At 36.3% G+C, this 20,613-nt stretch carries 15 protein-coding genes and 4 pseudogenes; 10 read left to right on the top strand and 9 right to left on the bottom strand.

Going from position 1 to position 20,613, the window contains the following annotated elements; translation table 11 throughout:
* Window positions 1–34: 34 nt before the first annotated feature.
* Window positions 35–901 carry a CvfB family protein gene (locus AC1M36_RS12110; RefSeq protein WP_241817535.1) on the bottom strand — a complete coding sequence of 289 codons (867 nt, stop codon included), beginning with the start codon at window positions 899–901 and terminating at the stop codon, window positions 35–37.
* A gap of 143 nt (window positions 902–1,044) precedes the next feature.
* Between AC1M36_RS12110 and AC1M36_RS12105 the strand changes: the two genes are divergently transcribed.
* Window positions 1,045–1,536, top strand: coding sequence for a YajQ family cyclic di-GMP-binding protein (locus AC1M36_RS12105; RefSeq protein ID WP_017152866.1), 492 nt, complete (start codon window positions 1,045–1,047; stop codon window positions 1,534–1,536).
* A gap of 226 nt (window positions 1,537–1,762) precedes the next feature.
* Here AC1M36_RS12105 and AC1M36_RS12100 read toward each other — a convergent pair whose 3' ends face one another.
* Window positions 1,763–3,070, bottom strand: coding sequence for an alpha-amylase family glycosyl hydrolase (locus AC1M36_RS12100; RefSeq protein ID WP_431613099.1), 1,308 nt, complete (start codon window positions 3,068–3,070; stop codon window positions 1,763–1,765).
* A gap of 203 nt (window positions 3,071–3,273) precedes the next feature.
* Here AC1M36_RS12100 and AC1M36_RS12095 point away from each other — a divergent pair, with 203 nt between their 5' ends.
* The 3 genes and pseudogenes from AC1M36_RS12095 to AC1M36_RS12085 form a co-directional block, all read left to right on the top strand.
* Window positions 3,274–4,536, top strand: coding sequence for an ammonium transporter (locus AC1M36_RS12095; protein ID WP_336450965.1), 1,263 nt, complete (start codon window positions 3,274–3,276; stop codon window positions 4,534–4,536).
* 397 nt (window positions 4,537–4,933) lie between these two features.
* Window positions 4,934–5,149 carry a PepSY domain-containing protein gene (locus AC1M36_RS12090; RefSeq protein WP_479845911.1) on the top strand — a complete coding sequence of 72 codons (216 nt, stop codon included), beginning with the start codon at window positions 4,934–4,936 and terminating at the stop codon, window positions 5,147–5,149.
* An 86-nt stretch (window positions 5,150–5,235) separates the two neighbouring features.
* Window positions 5,236–5,316, top strand: a pseudogene (locus AC1M36_RS12085) (IS6 family transposase); the annotation flags it as partial.
* On the opposite strand, the pseudogene AC1M36_RS12080 reads toward AC1M36_RS12085, so the two are convergent.
* Together AC1M36_RS12080 and AC1M36_RS12075 are read right to left on the bottom strand one after the other, a co-directional pair.
* Window positions 5,309–5,818 (bottom strand): annotated as a pseudogene (locus AC1M36_RS12080) (nucleoside hydrolase); the annotation flags it as partial. The pseudogenes AC1M36_RS12085 and AC1M36_RS12080 overlap by 8 nt on opposite strands.
* Window positions 5,819–5,889: 71 nt before the next feature.
* Complete coding sequence (locus AC1M36_RS12075) at window positions 5,890–7,350, bottom strand: flavin monoamine oxidase family protein (RefSeq protein WP_336450963.1); 1,461 nt, start codon at window positions 7,348–7,350, stop codon at window positions 5,890–5,892.
* Window positions 7,351–7,870: 520 nt separating this feature from the next.
* On the opposite strand from AC1M36_RS12075, the pseudogene AC1M36_RS12070 reads away from it, so the two are divergent.
* From AC1M36_RS12070 to AC1M36_RS12060, 3 genes and pseudogenes are all read left to right on the top strand, one after another.
* Window positions 7,871–8,235: pseudogene (locus AC1M36_RS12070) on the top strand (DUF3992 domain-containing protein).
* A gap of 20 nt (window positions 8,236–8,255) precedes the next feature.
* Window positions 8,256–8,603: a DUF3992 domain-containing protein gene (locus AC1M36_RS12065; protein WP_336450962.1), complete on the top strand. Its 348-nt coding sequence runs from the start codon at window positions 8,256–8,258 to the stop codon at window positions 8,601–8,603.
* A gap of 131 nt (window positions 8,604–8,734) precedes the next feature.
* Window positions 8,735–9,193, top strand: a complete 459-nt coding sequence (locus tag AC1M36_RS12060; protein ID WP_336450961.1) for a hypothetical protein — start codon at window positions 8,735–8,737, stop codon at window positions 9,191–9,193.
* On the opposite strand, the pseudogene AC1M36_RS12055 reads toward AC1M36_RS12060, so the two are convergent.
* From AC1M36_RS12055 to hemH, 3 genes and pseudogenes are all read right to left on the bottom strand, one after another.
* Window positions 9,173–9,583 (bottom strand): annotated as a pseudogene (locus AC1M36_RS12055) (S-Ena type endospore appendage). The gene AC1M36_RS12060 and the pseudogene AC1M36_RS12055 overlap by 21 nt on opposite strands.
* A gap of 189 nt (window positions 9,584–9,772) precedes the next feature.
* Window positions 9,773–11,239 carry a catalase gene (locus AC1M36_RS12050; RefSeq protein WP_336450960.1) on the bottom strand — a complete coding sequence of 489 codons (1,467 nt, stop codon included), beginning with the start codon at window positions 11,237–11,239 and terminating at the stop codon, window positions 9,773–9,775.
* Window positions 11,240–11,295: 56 nt separating this feature from the next.
* On the bottom strand, window positions 11,296–12,255 hold the full coding sequence (gene hemH / locus AC1M36_RS12045) for a ferrochelatase (protein WP_431613097.1): 960 nt from the start codon (window positions 12,253–12,255) through the stop codon (window positions 11,296–11,298).
* Window positions 12,256–12,964: 709 nt separating this feature from the next.
* On the opposite strand from hemH, the gene AC1M36_RS12040 reads away from it, so the two are divergent.
* Window positions 12,965–13,861 carry a mechanosensitive ion channel family protein gene (locus AC1M36_RS12040; RefSeq protein WP_336450958.1) on the top strand — a complete coding sequence of 299 codons (897 nt, stop codon included), beginning with the start codon at window positions 12,965–12,967 and terminating at the stop codon, window positions 13,859–13,861.
* A 490-nt stretch (window positions 13,862–14,351) separates the two neighbouring features.
* On the opposite strand, the gene AC1M36_RS12035 is transcribed toward AC1M36_RS12040, so the two are convergent.
* Complete coding sequence (locus AC1M36_RS12035) at window positions 14,352–14,645, bottom strand: RNA polymerase alpha subunit C-terminal domain-containing protein (RefSeq protein WP_336450957.1); 294 nt, start codon at window positions 14,643–14,645, stop codon at window positions 14,352–14,354.
* 717 nt (window positions 14,646–15,362) lie between these two features.
* Here AC1M36_RS12035 and AC1M36_RS12030 point away from each other — a divergent pair.
* Window positions 15,363–16,160, top strand: a complete 798-nt coding sequence (locus AC1M36_RS12030) for a LysM peptidoglycan-binding domain-containing protein (protein WP_336450956.1) — start codon at window positions 15,363–15,365, stop codon at window positions 16,158–16,160.
* Between the two features lie 94 nt (window positions 16,161–16,254).
* On the opposite strand, the gene AC1M36_RS12025 is transcribed toward AC1M36_RS12030, so the two are convergent.
* On the bottom strand, window positions 16,255–17,427 hold the full coding sequence (locus tag AC1M36_RS12025) for a glucan-binding protein (protein WP_479845910.1): 1,173 nt from the start codon (window positions 17,425–17,427) through the stop codon (window positions 16,255–16,257).
* Between the two features lie 600 nt (window positions 17,428–18,027).
* On the opposite strand from AC1M36_RS12025, the gene AC1M36_RS12020 reads away from it, so the two are divergent.
* Entirely contained in the window at window positions 18,028–20,589 is a 2,562-nt protein-coding gene (locus tag AC1M36_RS12020) for an Ig-like domain-containing protein (RefSeq protein WP_479845909.1), read from the top strand.
* Window positions 20,590–20,613 lie beyond the last annotated feature (24 nt).

The raw sequence follows: 20,613 nt of genomic DNA, 5'->3' as shown, positions 1-20,613 counted from the left end.
AAAATCGGAACAGGCATATGCCTGTTCTGATTTTTTATTTTTTAAAGTAAGTCCATCCTTCTTCTTGATAAACTTTTTCTTCTTTCATCAACTTACCAAGCGCACGCTTGAACGCTGCTTTACTCATATTAAAACGTTCTTTAATATCTTCTGGATAACTCTTATCCCAAAATGGCATTGCTCCGCCACGTGTCTCCATATACTCATAAATTACCGCAGCATCATCTTCCATTCCCTCTTCTTTACGCGGAAGAAGTGAAATATTAATCGTACCATCATCTTTCACATCAATAATACGGCCTGTTACACGCTCGCCAATACGAACTTGTTCTTTTCTTTCTGTATGATGTAAAAAGGCACGGAAATGCTCATCCGTTAATACAAATGAACCAACTTGAAGCGAGCGATACACGCGTCCGTTCACATTTTTATTACGCATAGATGGTGTTGCATCTACGATAATCTCCTGCATATCTGAATCTCTTGCTGGAAGAGCGATTAAACGACCACGATTTGTTAATTTTAATGTACAATATAATTCATCGCCCTCTTCTGGCCAAACCGGCGTATAAATCGGAAACTCATCAGCTGGGATTAAGATATCCTTAGAAACACCGATATCAACGAATACACCTAGATCAGGTTTTACTTCTACAACTTTTACCCAGTTCCAGTCATGTACTGTAATGATCGGCGTCTTCATTGTGGCAGAAATTCGTTCTTTATGATCAAGGTATAAAAATACATCAATCTCATCGCCTTCTTCGATTTCTCCCGCTACTTCGTTTTTATGTAGAAATACTTCTTCATAGCCCTCTTCATCATCAAATCCGACCATATATCCAATTTCCGTTTCGCGTAAAACAGTTACCTGTTCAATCGATCCTGGTTGTAAATACATATATTTTAATTCCCTTCTATATATAAAGTTATATGTTTATCATTCCAAAGAAAGCTTCATTATAACACGAATTTTCCTTTATTTGTCCAACTGACCAAAATTAACTATAATAGGAGTTGGAATTTAATTTGGAGGTGCTTACTATGGCAAAAGATAGTTCTTTTGACATCGTTTCAAAAGTAGAATTACCAGAAGTAACAAATGCTATTAACATTGCGTTAAAAGAAATTCAAAATCGCTATGATTTTAAAGGAAGCAAAAGTGATATTAAATTAGAAAAAGAAGTAATCGTTTTAACTTCTGATGATGAATTTAAATTAGAGCAAGTAAAAGACGTTCTTATTTCAAAACTAGTTAAACGCGAAGTACCAATTAAAAACTTAGACTACGGTAAAGTAGAAAGCGCTGCTGGTAACACAGTACGTCAACGCGCAACACTGCAACAAGGTATCGACAAAGATAACGCTAAGAAAATCAACAACATCATTAAAGATTTAAAATTAAAAGTAAAAACACAAGTACAAGATGATCAAGTACGCGTTACTGGAAAAAGCCGCGATGACTTACAAGCAGTCATTTCAGCGATTCGTGGTGCTGATTTACCAATTGATGTACAATTCATCAACTATCGCTAAAAGAAAAAAATCCTCTACTCGGAGGATTTTTTCTTTTAGCTCATATGTGAACTATTAATGAAAAACCTTTCTTTTTAGGCAGGAGCGAGCATCCGACCTTGCATAGAAGCGGTCAGGGCCTTTTTTCGCCCCCTGACACGCGAAAACAAAAGGAGAGAATGAATTCAAATCCGCTTTTGTTTTCATTGCTATACACAATACACGCCCTATCAAAACATATCCACTCTTATGATTTCTTCCGTTTCTTTACCGCAATTAAAAACGCAATAAACAGTACATTTACACCAACTAATAAAGAAATAAAAAGCCAGTTCACTCCTGTTTTTTCTCTCACTTGATATACATTTGCTTCTTCTCGCTTCAATATGAGATAATAATTCCCACCTTCTTCTCTAATGATTTCATCTTCTAATAATCCCTTTAATTCTCTATTTCCCCCTATCTCATTTGCCGAAAACGAAATTTTTTGTGTCTCTTTTGTGTTGTTAATCGCAATCAGTGTCACTTCATCTTTATACTTCCTTTTTAGCACACTCATTCCAGCTTTATCATATAACAACTCAAATGTACCGCGACGGAGAGATGATAACTGTTGACGCAGCTCTCCTAATCTCGTTACATACTGTAAAAACTTTTCATCCGTTTTAAAATCCATTAATCGGCGATTATCTGGTACATCCCCACCATCAAGCGCGATTTCCGTTCCGTAGTAGACAATCGGCAGCCCTGGTGATGTGTATAAATACGCAAGCGCTAATTTCAAACGCGACGGCGGATAGTATCCGTTCTCTTTCGCACTTCTGACAAACCGCTTCTTATCTTGATTATCTACAAAAGTACTTGTCATTTTTTCATTTTCTATTAAACTCGCGTCATAAAGCGGTTTAATAGACGTATCCGATTTCGTGAAAACATCTGTTATATGCTTATAATACTCATTATGTATCCCCTCTTCCCCATCAGTTATAACGAGGAAATCTTTTTTCATTCCTTGAACACTTTGTTTTACTTCATTTAAAAAGGCGCGAGATATTTCTTTACTATGTATAAGATAACTTCCATCTACATTTACTTCTTTCATCCACCATCGTATCGATTCAATCAGCACAGCTTCTTCTTTTTCTATAACAAACTGCAACACGATTTTCATATCTCGTTTATGCGCTTCCTGCACGAGCTGTTTTACATCTTGCAGTGATCCAAAATGTTCATTCACCTTTTTAAAATCAACCGTATCATGTCCATCATACGTTTTACTTTTAAAAATTGGCGAAAGCATAATCGTGGTGAATCCCATGTCCTTTATGTAATCTATTCGCTTTATAATCCCTTGTATATCTCCCCCTTGGTATCCTTCTAAATTTCCGACATCAAGCTGTTTATCATTTTTTGCATCTCCATTGTTAAAACGATCCACCATAATAGAATAGATCACTTCATCTTGCCACTTTCTTTTTTCTTCCGCTAGTGTATGCATAGGCGCCAAAAAAGCAAATATCATACAAAAACAAATGAACACTCCTCTTTTCCACATAATATCCCCCAACTTCTCTCTAATTGTAAGAATAGTATATCAATTTTCCGAACAAACCGCACTTACATAAAATCTATGTTAGATTTACTCACATAAAATTTAAAACTTTCTGAAAAATATGTTGATTTTTTATTAGTTATTGAATATGATATGAATCATAACATTAAATGTAATATTTTATAACATTATAGGAGGGGAAAAGAATGAATATGGGAGATACTGTATTTTTATTTTTAGCGACAGTAATGGTTATGATTATGACGCCAGGTTTGGCACTTTTTTACGGCGGGATGGTTCGTAGCAAAAATGTACTGAGTACAACCATGCACAGCTATAGCGCAATGGCGATTGTTTCAATTCAATGGATTTTTATCGGCTATTCTTTATCATTCGGCCCAGATTGGAACGGCATCATTGGTACATTAGATTGGTTCGGCTTACAAAACGTAACCTACGCACCAAATCCAGACTACTCCGCTACTATTCCACACAATTTATTTATGATGTTTCAACTTATGTTTGCAATCTTAACTCCAGCGTTAATTTCAGGAGCATTTGCTGAACGAATGCGATTTTCTGCTTTTCTTATTTTCATTCTTCTTTGGACGACAATCGTCTATAATCCAGTTGCCCACTGGGTATGGGGCGTTGGCGGCTGGCTTCGCGAACTCGGCGCATTAGATTTCGCTGGTGGTAACGTTGTCCATATCACATCCGGGGTTGCTGGACTTGTATTAGCCATTTTCCTAGGTAAACGAAAAGACATAAACGGCCCTTCCCCTCACCATCTACCATTTACACTTCTAGGCGCAGGCTTATTATGGTTTGGTTGGTTCGGATTTAACGTTGGTAGTGCCCTTACACTAAACGACGTAGCACTCACTGCATTCATTAATACAAATACCGCCGCAGCAGCTTCTGCTTTAACATGGATTTTAGCAGAATGGTTCTTCCAATCAAAACCGACTGTAATGGGAGCAGCTTGCGGGGCCGTATCTGGACTCGTTGCGATTACGCCAGCTTGCGGATTTGTCACTCCGTTCTCCGCCCTTTTAATCGGAGCGATTGGAGGGGTTCTATGTTTCGGAGCTGTCTTCTTTTTAAAACATAAACTTGGATATGATGACGCACTTGATGCATTCGGATGTCACGGTATCGGTGGTACATGGGGCGGTATTGCAACTGGACTATTCGCAACTACTTCTGTAAATAGCGGTGGCGCTGATGGATTATTTTACGGAAATGCCGTGCTTCTTTGGAAGCAGCTTGTCGCAATTGGGGCAACATACGCTTTTACAATTATCATGACATACGCCATTATTAAAGCGATTAACTTCTTCCTTCCTGTTCGCGTACATGAGCACGAGGAACAACTGGGACTCGATATTTCGATGCATGGGGAGAAGGCTTATGAGTATAGCGAGAAATCATTAGGTGAAGTGGCAATACAGAAAGAGGCTAAGTGATACATTTTAAAATATATAACTTGTACAATAAAAAAAGGGTTGTCTCTTTTTTGAACTGTACCCTATAAAGTGAAACTTTAATCAGTGGGGGTTTTCCTCATCCCCCACTGATTATTAGTTGAACCAATCGGGCCTTTACGGGCAGTTTATCTCCCACCTAACTTCTTTGCTCCCGCCGAATTTTGAGGTGGGAGTATTACTGCCCGTTAGTGCGGGATAAATCACCAAAAATATTCGTTATTGGTCAAAGCAGCCCTTAGCGTATAATATATGCGTTTTGTCGTCAGGGCCCCTAATAGTATGCAAGTAAAAAATTGTCACTCTGGTTTATTAGTACAAGCACTTTTTTCTTTTTTTCATAATATATTTCAAAAAAAAATTTAAGGAGGAATTTTAAGTGTATGAAAGAATATTAACGATGGATTATGCTCAAGGTATAGCCCTTAAACAAGTACCTGGAAATGTTGAACGTGTAAAAATGTCTCTAATATATGGAGTAATGTTTTATAAATTCTATATTTCAACAGAAGATAACAAAAGATTCCTTGTAGAGGTTGATGCAAGATCAGGAAAAATCTTAGGAGCTAGAGAGATAAAACCTTATTCAGATTGATTCATACTTCTTTTTCTTGAACTGAAGGGTAGCTTTAATTGAGCAAGAATAATCGTCATTGACGGTCTTTTTTACGTTGAAGCGTAAAGGCTGCAAAGTGCTTTTTTAAGAAAGCTTTGCAGTCTTTTCATGTTTCTAAACCTTGTGTTTTGACCGTTGATAAAAATTTGCTTCTGATACAGGAGTAACATTTCCAGGATATAAAAAAGCCCCACCCATAATATAATAAGATTTTATTTGTTTCATTAAATCTCCGTACAGAATAAACATCGTAGCAAGCGAAGTTAACCTTCCAGTATTAACAATAATAATTTCCTCTTTATATCTTTCAATAATCTCTATAACTCCAAAGAAATTTTCTAATTCTTCAGCTGGTATGTCTGAAGGTAGAACGATTGGCCCTAATCCATGAAAGCCATGAATTTCAGGGTAATAGACTGGAGCTTCTCCAGTCATTGATCTTTGTGCACCACCCATAATTTTAATATCCATTTTTCCAATTTTCCCTGCTAAATATCGAACATTTCGGGCCGCAATTTCACGGGATACATTACCATAGTCAGCAACAATCCCAACAATATCAATTTTGTCGGTTAAGTATGTAAATATAAGTGCTACCGCATCATCAATTCCTATATCACCAAAGAATAGAACTTTCCCCCCATTTATTCACCTCTTTAGGTTTTTACACTTATGTCTTTATCACTTACAAAAACCTTTTCAACTATCGATGATCCAAGTTATGGTACGTTCGGCAAGTTATTCACTTCATACGCAACCCGTATTCCTGATTCAATTGCTCCTTGCATCCACCCATGGGTAAGTGTCGTATGTTCACCAGCAAAATGTACCCTTCCTTCAGGCGTAGGAATATAAGGATACAGCTCTAATTCCTGTCCCGGTTCGAAAGCCGTGAAAGCTCCACAAGAATAAGGATTTTGCCCCCAACTAAAGGAAGCACCTGATACGAACTCAAAATAAACTTGATTTCCGTAAATTTCTGCTAAATCCATTAAGGCGTATCGAATTCGCTCTTTTTCAGATAAGCTATCCCATGTTAAAGCTTCATCCGCCCATGTATAACTTGCCAAAATCACCGCATTCCCTCTTGTACCAATCCCATAGCTTGGATAATAGGTAAACCGAATTGGTAGTTCAGTTATAGATTTACCACCATATTGACCTACTCTTTCCCAAAACCTACTTTTAAACTCGATTGCGATTTTGGTTGAGGCCATATAGTTGAGTTCACGAATTGCTTTTCGTTTATTATATGAAAAAGAATCATACGGTTCGACTTTCACAAATCGCAAAGCTGAAAATGGGACGGTTATAATAGCGAGATCCCCTGTTATCGCGGAATACCCTGAGGTTTGTTCATGAATAGAATGAATGGTTACACTGTTTTTTTCCTGAACGATTTTGGTCATTTTTTGATGGAACAAAATATTTTCTTTTAATTGCGGTAGAAATGATTGAGGTAATCGATCCATGCCACCTGTTATCTCATAAAAATGAGTTGTCGATGTGAAAAATATGGATTCCCGTAAAACTTCAACAAAGGACATCCCCATATACGCTTCCATATCAAGAAGTACACCAATCATATCTATTGCACCGTTTGAAAAATAGGAGTTTAAGATAAAACCCAACGAATATTTTCTAAATTGTTTTTCTAGCAGTGGCCAATTTTTCTCCGGATCTTGTTTAATAAAATTGATAATAGGTTGTATGACGAAAAGCAACAGTTCCTCAGCAGTTTTCCCTCTTTCATTAGGGACAACTGGATATTTCAAAATACTCGGATTCCGTTCAAACATGTTGAGACGTGTTTGAACACCATTTGCGTAAATAATATCTAGCGGAGTTCTATTAATAAATAAATTTGTGGGTAACATGAATTTTTTAATATATTCTAAAGTTAAAGAATGCGTATTAGGAATACGCATTGGTCCTGCGTTAAAGTATAATCCATTACTAAAAGGAGAGCGCAAAGTATGAACACGTCCACCCAATCTATCATTCGCTTCAAGAATTGTGACTTTATGCCCGATGCCTTTTAATAAAGAGGCTGCAACAAGTCCAGCCATTCCCGCACCAACAACAATAATATGTTTAGGGGATTGCGAGTTTTCAAGACCATTTCTAATAATACTAATCATTTGCTCAGTGGTTAATTGATTGTTCCTATTCTTAGGCATCTCTTCTCTCCTCTGCAAAAGTATTCCTTGCATTATATTCCTTTGCAGGGATGTCTATGTGTTTTTAACATATATGTAGATATTTACCATTAAGATCGATATCCCAATTAAAACTGAGAAAGTAAAAGATGTAGCAAAGAAATAAAGTTCTTATAGATATTTTAAAATACAAAGCGCCTGAAAATCAGTTGTCTTATTTAAGGTTGCTAAAGATTAATCAACCTGTAGGTAATCTACCAATATATAAATTCATTTTTTAAATTTAACTTGAAAAACATAAAATTTATATACATAATTATTAGGTTTTATTTTTCGCATCAAAGAACAGATTGAAAAAACAGATCAGTATTCAAAATCACTGTAAAGCATTTAAAAGATATAACTAGAAATCACCAAAACTCCCCACTACTAATAAATCAAAAATGTCACAAATACAAAACAGGTACTTGCACAAGCAAAAGAAAACCATGGACATAAACATATATAGAATTCAAAAGGTGATAAGGAAAGGGGAAGAACTATGTCGTGTAATTGCTCAGTAACAGCTTTAAGTTGTTGCCCCGAAAAAAATTATGTTCAAGATAAGGTTTGTAGTCCCTGGTCTGGTACCACAGTTACAGGTTGACTTTAACTCTTTATAATAATAATATAAATCAAAATATCGTCGGTACAGGTTTCATTAAGTACGACGTCGGGCCAGGGCCTATAACAGTATTAATTCTCGATGCGGCCGGCGGGACTATTGATACTTTAACACTTACTACAGGAACGAGCGTAGCATTTACCTATCGTCGTTTTGATCGTATTCAAACTACTTTACCAGTCGCAACTCCAGGTACCTATCAAGGTGAATTTTGTATTACAACACGGTATGCAATTTCATAAAGAATGGGAGGATGTAACAAATGATACAGACTAGTTGTTCAGCACTTTCTTGTTGTACAAGCAAAGTGTTTGTTCAAGATCAGGCTTGCAGTACTTGGAGTGTGACTGGAACCGGAACGACCATTATATACGCTAATAATATTGCGCAAGAGATTTTTGCTTCCGGATATATAAAATACGATGCTGGATCAAACCCGGTTACAGTAGACTTTTTAAACGGCGCTACAGTGGTTGATACACTAACGATTTCAGCTCAAAGTAGCTCTGCCTTTACAGAGCGCGGTTTTAACCAAATCCGCGTTACAACAACCGGAGCCGGCGTTCATCAAGGCGAAATTTGTATTACAAGCCGCTATTCGCTTTCATAACAACGATAAGTATGCCAAAGCTGGCATACTTTCTTTATCTAGAAATTTATATTTTATTTAAAAAATAACGATAGAGAAAGGAGGGAAGATTTGTATGGGTTGTTGCAATTGTTGTGGTTCACTAAGCTGCAATGGTTTATCTAATTGTAATAATAATAGCAATCAGACAAACGTGTACTTTACAAATTGTTACTGGAAATGTAGCAATTCCATTTGCAACAGATACAACTGTATTAACATTACCTGTTACAACAACAAACAGTTTACAGCCAGTAAAAATAGATGGGACCTTACAGTTACAAGTGGTACTTCAAACCTTAATCGCAGTTGTATTTCAATGCGGTATTACGATTCAATTACAACGAAACGGAACTCCATTAATAACAGAGACATACCAGCTAGGAGGAACACTTTCCCTTCTAGCAACTGTCACGCAAACAGATGTGATTCCAATATCATTTGTTGATAACAATACATTGCTTGGAACAAATACGTATACGGTTGTTGTGAATTTTTCTCAAAGATCTATAGGAGCTGGTTCCATTACGGTTACCGCTCAAACAAGAACATTAAATGCGATTACTTTTTGAGTGACAATATGTAAATTGACAGCAATACTTCCCCTCTAAATAAGACAGAGAAGCATTCGGGATGTCTATCATCACAACAGATTGAAACTCTGTTCCTGTAAAAGAAGTTGTATTGCCAGGTAAAACAACTAAAGTTGCTGTAGATATACCGTTAATAACAATCTTGACAGGATCTGTGCTGTTTGAGCTATTGTATACAGAGACTGTATTTTCCATCAAATTTCCATAGTTCTAAACTTTGTACTTGCCCATCCTCACAAGAAAATTCCCTGAAAATTCATTAGAAACGAGTTCACACTCTGGATTTGGCGGGGGTGGATATGGAGGATATATAGGTTGACAAGATAATCCAAGAGGTGCATAGCAACCAATTTGTTTTTTCTTGTTCAACGATATCTCCCCCCTTTAAATAACACAGCTTTTTACTAATAAATGCTTGAGAAAAGAAGATTATTAATTATAAATCATCTACACATAAACAAAAATGAAAGACGACTGCAAAAAATCAGTCGCCTTTTTATATTTATAGATACATATCGCAATTTAAATTTGAGAATAAAAGAGAATTAAAAATGTTTTTTATTTCGCAGGTTTTCCTACATACGCTGAAATATCAACGTTTAAAGCTTTCGCCAAACGCATACCGTACTCCTGATCTGCACGGAAGAAGTTGCAAATTGCAAGTAATTTTGTTTGTTCATGCACATCTTTTAAGTCGTTTGTTAAGTTGGTGATTAAGTTGTCTTGTTCTTCTTTAGAGAATGAACGGTAACGCTCACCTGCTTGTTTGAAGTCGTTTGGTTTATCGATTTTTTCACGAGATACATAACCTTCAAGCTTCATAGTTGAGTCGCGGTATGCTGGATCCTCAACTGGGTTTTCCGCATGGCGACTTGGCTCGTAGTTAATTGTTGATGGTTGTTGATTCATTTGCATTGCACCATCACGTTGTTGATTACGAACAGCTGCATACGGGCAGTTTACAGGAATTTGTAAATAGTTCGCCCCAAGACGGTAACGCTGTGTATCTGGATAAGAGAATAAACGTCCTTGTAATAATTTATCTTCAGACGGTTCAATGCCAGGTACAGTTGCACTTGGAGTAAACGCCGCTTGTTCTACTTCTGCAAAGAAGTTTTGCGGATTACGATTCAATGTCATTGTTCCTACTTCCATTAATGAGAAACGATCTTCTGGCCATACTTTTGTTGGATCTAACGGATCAAAGTCTAAAGAATCCATTTCATCCAGTTGCATCACTTGTACGTGAAGATCCCATTTTGGATAATTCCCTTTTTCAATCGCATCAAATAAGTCACGAGTTGCATGGTTAAAGTCTTTTCCTTGCACTTGTTCTACTTCTTTTGCACTTAAGTTACGAATACCTTGCTGTGGTTTCCAATGATATTTAATATAAACAATTTTACCTTCTGCATTGATCCATTTAAATGCATGTACTCCGAAACCTTCCATTTGACGATAGTTTGCTGGAGTTCCGTAATCAGAGAATACCCACGTCATCATATGTGTAGACTCTGGAGACAATGTCATAAAGTCCCAGTAACGATCTGGCGTTTGAATATTTGTATCTGGTGCTGGTTTTAAAGAATGCACCATGTCAGGGAATTTAATTGCATCACGAATGAAGAAAACAGGTAAATGGTTACCAACGATATCATAGTTTCCTTCTTCTGTATAAAACTTCACAGCAAATCCACGTGGATCACGAGCTGTTTCTGGAGAGCCTTGCCCATGGATAACCGTTGAAAAACGAACGAATACAGGTGTTTCTGTTCCCGCGTTTTGTAAAAATGCTGCTTTTGTATATTGCTTCATGCTATTTTTCGTTACGAAAACACCATGAGCACCCGCACCACGCGCATGTACGACACGCTCAGGAATACGTTCACGATCAAAATGAGCAAGCTTTTCTACTAAATGATAATCTTCTAATAATACCGGTCCACGGCGACCAGCTGTACGAGAATTTTGGTTGTCTCCTACTGGAGCACCTTGGTTTGTTGTTAAGCGATTATTTGGATTCATCAGGGGAACCTCCTATTATTTCATGATAATAATTACTTTTTTAAAATTATTATAAATTAATTATTATTCAAAATTACTTTTTTGTCAATTATTTCATTCAATTTTTTGGAAACAATTTCTACTAAACAATCAATAAATGAATCTTGCGCATTCGGCATAGCTGGCCTGAAATAGAATACACCTAATTCATCAGTCACAACTTTACACTCATAATCATTGTCATACAGCACTTCTAAATGTTCTGCTACAAAACCAACAGGACAGTATACAAAAGATTCATAACCATGCTTTTCATGTAACTCTTTCGTTACATCCTGTACATCTGGTCCAATCCATGGATCTGGTGTATTTCCTGCACTTTGCCAGCCGATTGTATAATGCTGGGTACCTGCTGCTTCAGCAATTAAATCTGCTGTATGCTGGAGTTGCTTCACATATGGGTCTCCCGCTGCAATAATTTTTTCTGGTAAACTATGCGCCGAAAAAATAACAACAGCTTTCTCCCTATCTGCAATTCTAGTAAATGTTTCTTTGATTTCGTTTGCCCAATATGCAATAAACTTCGGTTCGTCGTACCACTGTTCAATCGGTTCTATAGCGGGACCATTTATACTTTCAGAAATTTTTCGAGCACGATCATTGTATGCTTTAATACTAAACGTTGAATAATGAGGCGCTAACACAATACTAATTGCTTCCTCAATACCGTCCTGCTTCATCTCTTCTACAGCATCTTCAATAAATGGAGCGATATGCTTTAATCCTAAATAGCATACAAATTCAAATTCTGAAAAACGTTTATTTAACTCATTTGTTAATTTTCTAGCTTGTTCCTTTGTAATCTTCGCTAGTGGCGAAATACCACCAATCGCTTTATAGCGTCCCACTAAATCGTCAAGCGCTTCTTGAGATGGCTTACGTCCGTGACGAATATGCGTATAATACGCCTCCACATCTTCTAATGACTCTGGCGTTCCATACGCCATCACAAGTAAACCTATTTTCTTCTTATTCATCTATATTCACCCCAATATCGGAAATGAGAATCTTTTTCAAGAACATTTGTTTCCAGTATAACAATTGATAATGAGTACGTCAAAATAATAATTATAAATAAGTATTATTTATAATATGATTTTTAATTTTATTTGACAATTTATTTAATATCTCTTGTCATATTCTGGTTTGCTTCTATCTATATAAAACGAATATGATATAGGATTGCTATCGGTGCATGCTACTCATAAAGTGAAACTTTAATCAGTGGGGGGGTTCTTCATCCCCCACTGATTATTAACCCTTACCAATCGGGCCTTTACGGGCAGTTTATCGCCCACTTAACTTCTTTGCTCCCGCCGAATTTTGAGATGGGAGTATTACTGCCCTAAAGTAGCGGGATAAAATATAAACTGAGAAGACATCATGCCTGAAATCACAATAGAAATGACATAGGACATAACAGGACATTTAGCGTATAAAAAACGCCTGGATTTAAATTAATGTGGATTTGAAATAAAGTCGTACTTTTTTTAAAAAAAATTGCACCGTTATACCCCTTTAGATAATCTAAAGGGGTATATTTATAGTAAAAAGGAAAAGAACATCTGGAATTGAAAGATCGATTAAGGAACTGTTGAGTGACAATAAGTTGTTTCGTTAAAGGGTGATGTTGTTGAAGATGAACTGGGAATAAAAATCAAAATACATAGTTAAGGAAGTGGATGGATGAATTTATTAACTTTTACTGAGGAATTTTTTAATTATGTAAGGGAGTTTTTACTTTTAAGATTTATACTATTTGCTTTGATCCTTATGACTTTTTCCTTTGTCATAAACCGTATTATTGATTGGTTTTTTAGGAAGTCAAGTTTTTTTGACGAAGAAGTAGAACAGACGATTCAAAGTGTAATTCGGTCAATTTTTAGGTATGGAATTTTAATCAGTCTTGTTATTTATCTAATTAGTCAATTTGTAGATATAAAAGGTATTCTTGCAGGCGCAGGGATTGCCGGAGTTGTCGTTGGTTTTGCTGCACAACAGATGCTAAAAGATGTTATATTAGGGTTCGCAAGATTAACGGACAAAGAGTTTCGTGTCGGCGATTTTGTTACTTTTAACGGAACAAGTTCAGGTACCATTGAGGAAATCAGTATTCGCTTTATGCAAATTCGTGAATGGTCGGGAAAACTCCTTACCATCCCACATGGAGAGATTAGAACGATACAAAATTTTAATAAAGGCTGGATGCGGGTTATTGAACGGATTACGGTAAGTTATCAGGAAAATCCTACAAGAATAAAGGAATTGTTAGAAAAAGTATGTGTTATCTGCAATGAAAAATTGGATCAAAGCCTATATAGGATAGAGGACGAGGCTGTTGAATCATTTCACTATATTGGTGTTACAGACTTAAATCCAAGTCTTAAATATGTTGGGTACGAATTTTGTATTATAGGTTCGGTTAAACCTGAGGAGTATTTTGAAACTTCTAGGCAAGTAAGGTTTGAACTTATGTCTATATTCCATGAGAATCAAGTACAAATGCCCGCAGCAAATATGTTCGTTCATACTGAAAAATTACAGCTGGAGAGCAGCTTTCACCAAGTAGGTAAAGAAAACTAGCTGATTGGAGACCCTAGGTCAGTTCATGAGGTGTGATTGGAAATTATATTTAGAAATTCGGTTTGTAGACCGGCAGATTTTGATGAGCTTAAGGGGTTAAACAATTCCTCCTAAAAAAGGAACTTCCGTACTCGGGTGCAATTCTGCAGCAAGAATTGTGCTCATTCTTTATGTATCGGGACATATTCCTGAATAACTAATTGTGGAAATAATGGAAATTTAAGATGGCGCGTTAGTAGAATAAGGAACAGTGAATGAATCAAACTTTTTATAAAACATTTGAGCAATTAAATGAAATAAGAGCATATTTTGATTAATCTTTTTTCAAAACATGCTCTTTCTATTTGTCTTTTATCAGCGCCATTCTCATTAATTTGTTCAAACTTTATTTTAAAGCTACAATTAAGCCAGGCATTTTATTCATGTGTCTTATTTTTAATACTTCGGTAGTCATATTATACATTTCTGTAAGTATACTCGTTCTCGGCATTTAATTTTTAAATGATAACCCACTCTCCTGCAAAGCAGTTCTAAGTTTAGGTAAAGATGCTGGTCCCATACCATGAAATTGTAAAATCTCTTTTTCACTATATGTTGATAGTTGTTGCAAAGAAGTAATTCCATTGTGTTCCAACGCTCGTCTTGCTGGTGCCGATAGTAAAGAAAGAAATCCATGATCAGGTTTGCGTTCTTTCTCACAAGTCGGGCAGGTCGGACAATCGCTACTTTTATAATATTTGTGTCCTTTATCGCAAATCCTTACATTTTTTTCTGAAGTTGTCATATTAAAATATCTCCTTTCTTTTGAAATTATTTTCTCTTTCAACATCCTACTAATTATCGAGGATTGATTTATTTAATTTTTCCAAGTTTGATATTTATACTTTGATATGCGCTTCACTATCCCCTTATCGCACGATTTTCTATTTGATTTTAACATAAAGTGAAACTTTAATCATTGGAGGCTTTCTTCCCCCTTCACTGATTATTAGCCCTCACCAATCAGGCTTTTACGGACAATTGATTCCTACCTCTACATAATCTTGAAGTGGGGAATTCTACTATTTCTGACCTAACAAAAACAGTTCCTCTCATTCAACAAAAAGGATACAACAATTTAGAAATTCGGTAGCGTCTTTATACAAGACGACCAATCGTCAAAGCGGCGGATTAATGAATAGAGACACCAAGTTTCCACATATATTTCATCTTTCCTTAGGTGCAGCTACGAAAACGAATGGTATAAGACTCACTAAGTTTAATATTATAAAATCACAATAAAATGAATAAAAGATGTATACAAATAATTAGTGGTATATAATCCCATTGCAATATTCGACTTCAATTATATCGTTTAAATATTGATATACAATTAATGACGATACTCTTTCAATTTGTTAGTATATAAATGACTTAACCATAAATTAGCAATAATTATACGAATTTATGCATTTATATTCAAATTAAGTCTATCTCAACGATTTTCAGGAGGTTTTTTTCGATGAAGTTACATAAGATGAAACATTTGCTGCCTATATCTGCTGCAACAATTACACTCGTATCTAATCAAGGAGTGGCCGATGCCGCAACGGTTTATACTGTTAAAAAGAATGACACTCTCTGGGATATTAGTAACCAATATGGAGTTTCAGTTCAGGCAATGAAACAAGCGAATCATAAGACGAATGATCGAATTTATATTGGAGAACAGTTAACCATTCCATTCTCGCCTTCCTCAAGCGAATCTACATCGCAAAAAGATGTAGCAGTTTCCAATCATTCAGCTCAAGCTGTTTATCAAGTTCAACGCGGGGATACATTAGGAGCTATCGCAAAACGATACAATGTATCCATACAAGCCATTAAACAAGCTAACCATACAAACGGTGACCGAATTTATGCAGGTCAACACTTAATCATTACGACAGGCATTTCAGAACAAGAAATGGACTTAATGGCTCGTTTGGTTACTGCCGAAGCCGGAGGAGAGCCTTACGCTGGGAAAGTTGCAGTGGCAAAAGTTATATTAAATCGCGTTAATTCAACAGAATTTCCAAATACAATTACCGATGTAATTTATGAACCTATTAAATATGGCTATGCCTTTACTCCGGTTACAGATGGAAGGATTAATCAACCAGCAACCCATGAAGCAAGAATGGCAGTAGAGGAAGCAATCTCTACGAAAGGAAGTGATTCTGATTGGCTTTATTTCTATAATCCAAAAACTTCTACTGACAAATGGATTACCACGCGTCAAACTGTTGCAGTAATTGGTAATCATGTGTTTGCTAAATAATGAAAAAGAAGACACTCTCACAAGTGTCTTCTTTCATTGTAAAAATCTCTTAAAATATGTATCTAGTATCCTACATACTCATAAAAAACTTTCGTTACATCATAGCGCCATTATCTTTGAATGAATACCATTTTCCATCAATGAAATGTTTCCCTGTTGCCATTGCACCGTTAGACTGTAAATAATACCATGCGCCATTTTCTTGTAGCCATCCTGTTTTCATCGTTCCATCTGTATTCATGTAATACCATGTGTCATTATCTTCTATCCATCCTGTTTGCATCACATCAAAAAAGTAATACCACTTTCCATTATAACTAAACCATCCTTGCTTATTTGCACCAGTTTCATCATCAAAGTAATACCATTCACCGTCTAGTTGTTTCCATCCTGTTACCATTGAACCATCTGAATTAAAGTGCCAAATAGTACCGCCTTCAGCTAATTTCCCTGTCCGCATAGCGCCACTATCATCAAAGATGTAACGCTTTCCTCCTTCATCTAACCAACCTTCGTTCCACCCATTTGCTGTGCTTTTCATTGTGCCATTTGCATTTAAGTAGTACCACGTACCCTTATCTTTTAACCACCCTGTTTTCATCGTTCCGTCTGCGTTCATATAGTACCAATTCCCATTATCTTCAATCCAACCTGTTTGCATCTTACCACCAATAAAGTAGTACCAGCTTCCTTTATAGCTTAGCCAACCATTATAACTAAGCCCCTTATCATTAAAGTAGTACCACTTATTATCAATTAAAGTCCAACCTATTGCCATGGATCCATCTTCGAGAAAATAGTTACCTGTACGATATTCTCCAATCCAAGCTTTCGTAAACATTTCCCCATTATCTGGATTTAAAAAATAAGTTTTCCCATTATATTCAAGTAATCCGTGGTGTAGCTTTCCGCCTTGATGTACATAATACCACTTTCCACCATACTGAACCCAACCGTTATTGGCATACATCGCACCGTCTGCTCCTAGTAAGTAACCTTCATATTGATCTACAATATAACCAGTTTTCATTTTTCCGTTTCCATCAAAGTAGTACCATTTTCCCCCATCACTTAACCAACCTGTTTTCTTCACACCATTTTGATCATAGAAATACCATGTATTCCCCTCTTTTACCCAACCTGTTTTCTGCATTGCCTGTTCTGCTTTTAGAGCAAGTTGTTTTACAGCTTCTTGATTTTCAGCATGAGATACTGCAGGAACTACAAACATTGCAGACATTAAAACTGGCAAAATAGTTTTCTTCATTTTCCATATCCCCCAAATAATGAATAATTTTAGTTTTTATTTCCACAAGCAGAATTATATTACGATGTTTTAATATAATCAATACATTTTTGTAACGAAAATGAAATATTTTTTATCTATCCGAAACAAAAATCGTTTAACAGTAATTAAAATCACCTTTTCGTTACACTTTTGTTTTAATAAACCTTTACAGACGCTATATTTTGAGTGATAAAAAATAGATGGAGGGTCAACATTCTCTAAATCTACCCTGCCACAAATTTTTCGAATGAAAATAAGTCGTGAATTGATAGATGTATATGATCCCCAATAACTGTGGAACTTCACATCACCTTAAAAAATTCTCAATATTGCAGTTATGATTCCTCAAAATTTGCGCTTTACTATGTAACTTAGAAAAGCAAACGGATAAAGTGGAACTTTAATCAGTGTAGAGTCTCTTCATCCCCACTGATTATTAGCCTTCACCAATCGGGCTTTTACGGACAGTTGATCTCCTGCCTAACTTCTTTCTTTTGCCGAACTTTGAGGTGGCAGTCTTACTGTCCGTCAATGCGGGATAACCGTTGAATTCTAACAAGCATATGAGGAGGAATTATAATGAAACAGCCTTTTATTAAAAAAGCAGTACTGATTTCTACCCTTACAATGAGTACAATCCTATCCACTACAATTCCATTTAACGTTTTAGCAGAAGCACCTAATGAAGCAATACAAGCGCAGCAAGAACAACTTTCTGAGGAAATTATGAAGCTATCATTTGAAGAAAATCTCAATGATAGTTCCGCTTCCAATCATAGTGTTTCATATAAAAATGGAAGCCCTTCTTTTACAGATGGACGCGTAAATAAAGCTCTCAACTTCAAATCAACATCACAGAAAAATGCTTCTTATATCGATTTAGGAGATACACCGCAATTAAAATTTGGAGAAAACACAAACTTCACAGTAGCCTTTTGGGTGAGATCATCAGGTGTGAACGCTGACCCGGCTATTATTTCAAATAAAGATTGGCAAAGCGGCGGGAATTTAGGCTGGTTTATCGGCTTAAAGGATAAATCCCTCCTTTGGAATTTCAAAACATCTGGTAGCTCTCGTCTTGATGCTTCTATCCCAAATGTTGCTGATAATGCTTGGCATCATATTGTAATTTCTCATGACCGTAATGGATATGCTGCAATTTATAAAGATGGCAAGTTAGAAAAACAAATTGATATTAGTAAAATGAAAGGTACAATCGATACGAATTACACAACAAAAATCGGTGTCGATGGCAAAGGAAACTTATTCGGAAACAACTTCAATGCGGCATTAGATGAAGTATCGATTCTAAAAAAAGCCGTAACAGCTGAAGATGTGCAAAAGATGTATCAGTCTGCTCCTCCTATCTCTGTTACTGATATTTCAATTGACCAACCAACTGTTCATTTAAACGTTGATGGTTACACATATGTAAAAGCCGATATCAAACCGTCAGATGCAACAAATAAAAATGTAACTTGGACAAGTAGTAATAAAGACATCGCAAACGTTGAAACGATAGATGGAAAAGTAAAAGTAATTGGAAAAAGCATAGGAAAAACAACTATTCAAGCTATTTCTGAAGACGGAAAAAAAGTCGCGAATGCAGAACTAACTGTTACAAATTCTTTAGATGTAACACGGGATGGTTTGCTCGAACAAAGTGATGTAAACTTTGTAAAACAATACATTGGATCTGATGAAAATAGTCAAAACTGGAATAAAATTAAGCACGCTGATGTAAATGGAGACGGAAAAATTGATGAAAAAGATACACTTCCTCTTGAGGAACGACTAAAACAATCTACAAATTATCCGTACAAACATATCTTTATTATCGGATTAGACGGAGCTGGTATTGCTGTCAAAGATGCAAATGCTCCTAACATTAAAAATTTTATTGAGAGCGGCGTAAGTACTTACAATGCGAAAGCTCTTTCTCCAACAATTAGTGCTCAAAACTGGGGCGGAATCTTACATGGGGTAACACCTGATAAAACAAATATCAATAATACAACCGCAGGATCCCAAGCATATCCTGAAAACTCACCTTATCCATCATTTATGAAAGTACTAAAACAAGAACGACCATATGCAAAAACAGCTTCATTCTCTGCATGGAATCCAATTAATATAGGGATTATCGAACAATCTGTAGGTGCTCACTTAGAGTCTGTTCGAGATGATCAGTTAGCACCAAAAATCGCAAATTATATTAAAACGGACGGAAAAGATACGGAAGTCACATTCATTCATTTTGACGATATTGATGGCGCTGGTCATTCTCAAGGCTACGGTAGCCCGGCATATGTGAAACAAATTGAAAAAACAGATAAAAATGTAGGGGTTGTATTAGATGCAATTCGTGACGCTGGTTTACTAGAAGACAGCCTTATTATTATGACAACAGATCACGGCGGGAAAGGCTACGGTCACGGCGGAGAATCTCCTGAAGAAAAAACGATTTTCTGGGCTGCAAATGGTCCTGGAATTCCAGCAAAAACAACCATTACTGCCCCAATGACAAATATGGATACAGCAGCGATCGTCGCGCAAGCACTACGCTCAAACAAACCAGCAACTTGGGATGCAACAGTGCCTGAAAATGTATTAGAAACATTCTCAACTAGCATTAAACTTAGTGAGTCGGAACATACCTTAAAAGAAGGAGAATCGTTTGAAATCACTGCAAAGATTAATCCTAATGTTACAAATAAAAAATTGACTTGGAAAAGTGATGATCCAACTATCGCAACAATAAAAGCAACGGATGACAAGGCAATTATCACTGCTGAAAAAGCTGGTATGGCAACAATCACTGTAACAACTGCTACTGGTGAATATGTAGCAACATGTAAAGTTACTGTTGAACCAAATCATGTGCCTGTTACAGGAATCACAGTAGCCGAACGATCTTTCCAGCTTAAACAAGGAGATTCCAAAGTTGTATCTGCTTCCGTTCTTCCTGAAAATGCATCAAATAGAAACATAACATGGAAAAGCAGTGACCCTAGCATCGCTGCACTTGAAAACCAAAATGGTGCAACTTATGTAAAAGCATTGAAACCCGGGCGCGTTGTTTTAACTGCAACGACGGAAGATGGAAAATATAATAAATATGTTTATATTCAAGTGAAATAGCAAAATCGGCTTACAGTCTCTGTA

The sequence above is a fragment of the Bacillus sp. Medicinal_06 genome, assembly GCF_056711665.1.
Note: the sequence above shows the minus strand (reverse complement) of the source record. Positions and strands in the feature narration are given on the sequence as shown.

Excerpts from the sequence above, each read along its gene's own strand:
- AC1M36_RS12110 (WP_241817535.1), bottom strand. The coding sequence starts at position 901 with ATGTATTTACAACCAGGATCGATTGAACAGGTAACTGTTTTACGCGAA.
- AC1M36_RS12105 (WP_017152866.1), top strand. The coding sequence starts at position 1,045 with ATGGCAAAAGATAGTTCTTTTGACATCGTTTCAAAAGTAGAATTACCA.
- AC1M36_RS12100 (WP_431613099.1), bottom strand. The coding sequence starts at position 3,070 with ATGTGGAAAAGAGGAGTGTTCATTTGTTTTTGTATGATATTTGCTTTT.
- AC1M36_RS12095 (WP_336450965.1), top strand. The coding sequence starts at position 3,274 with ATGAATATGGGAGATACTGTATTTTTATTTTTAGCGACAGTAATGGTT.
- AC1M36_RS12075 (WP_336450963.1), bottom strand. The coding sequence starts at position 7,350 with ATGCCTAAGAATAGGAACAATCAATTAACCACTGAGCAAATGATTAGT.
- AC1M36_RS12065 (WP_336450962.1), top strand. The coding sequence starts at position 8,256 with ATGATACAGACTAGTTGTTCAGCACTTTCTTGTTGTACAAGCAAAGTG.
- AC1M36_RS12060 (WP_336450961.1), top strand. The coding sequence starts at position 8,735 with ATGGTTTATCTAATTGTAATAATAATAGCAATCAGACAAACGTGTACT.
- AC1M36_RS12050 (WP_336450960.1), bottom strand. The coding sequence starts at position 11,239 with ATGAATCCAAATAATCGCTTAACAACAAACCAAGGTGCTCCAGTAGGA.
- hemH (WP_431613097.1), bottom strand. The coding sequence starts at position 12,255 with ATGAATAAGAAGAAAATAGGTTTACTTGTGATGGCGTATGGAACGCCA.
- AC1M36_RS12040 (WP_336450958.1), top strand. The coding sequence starts at position 12,965 with ATGAATTTATTAACTTTTACTGAGGAATTTTTTAATTATGTAAGGGAG.
- AC1M36_RS12035 (WP_336450957.1), bottom strand. The coding sequence starts at position 14,645 with ATGACAACTTCAGAAAAAAATGTAAGGATTTGCGATAAAGGACACAAA.
- AC1M36_RS12030 (WP_336450956.1), top strand. The coding sequence starts at position 15,363 with ATGAAGTTACATAAGATGAAACATTTGCTGCCTATATCTGCTGCAACA.
- AC1M36_RS12025 (WP_479845910.1), bottom strand. The coding sequence starts at position 17,427 with ATGAAGAAAACTATTTTGCCAGTTTTAATGTCTGCAATGTTTGTAGTT.
- AC1M36_RS12020 (WP_479845909.1), top strand. The coding sequence starts at position 18,028 with ATGAAACAGCCTTTTATTAAAAAAGCAGTACTGATTTCTACCCTTACA.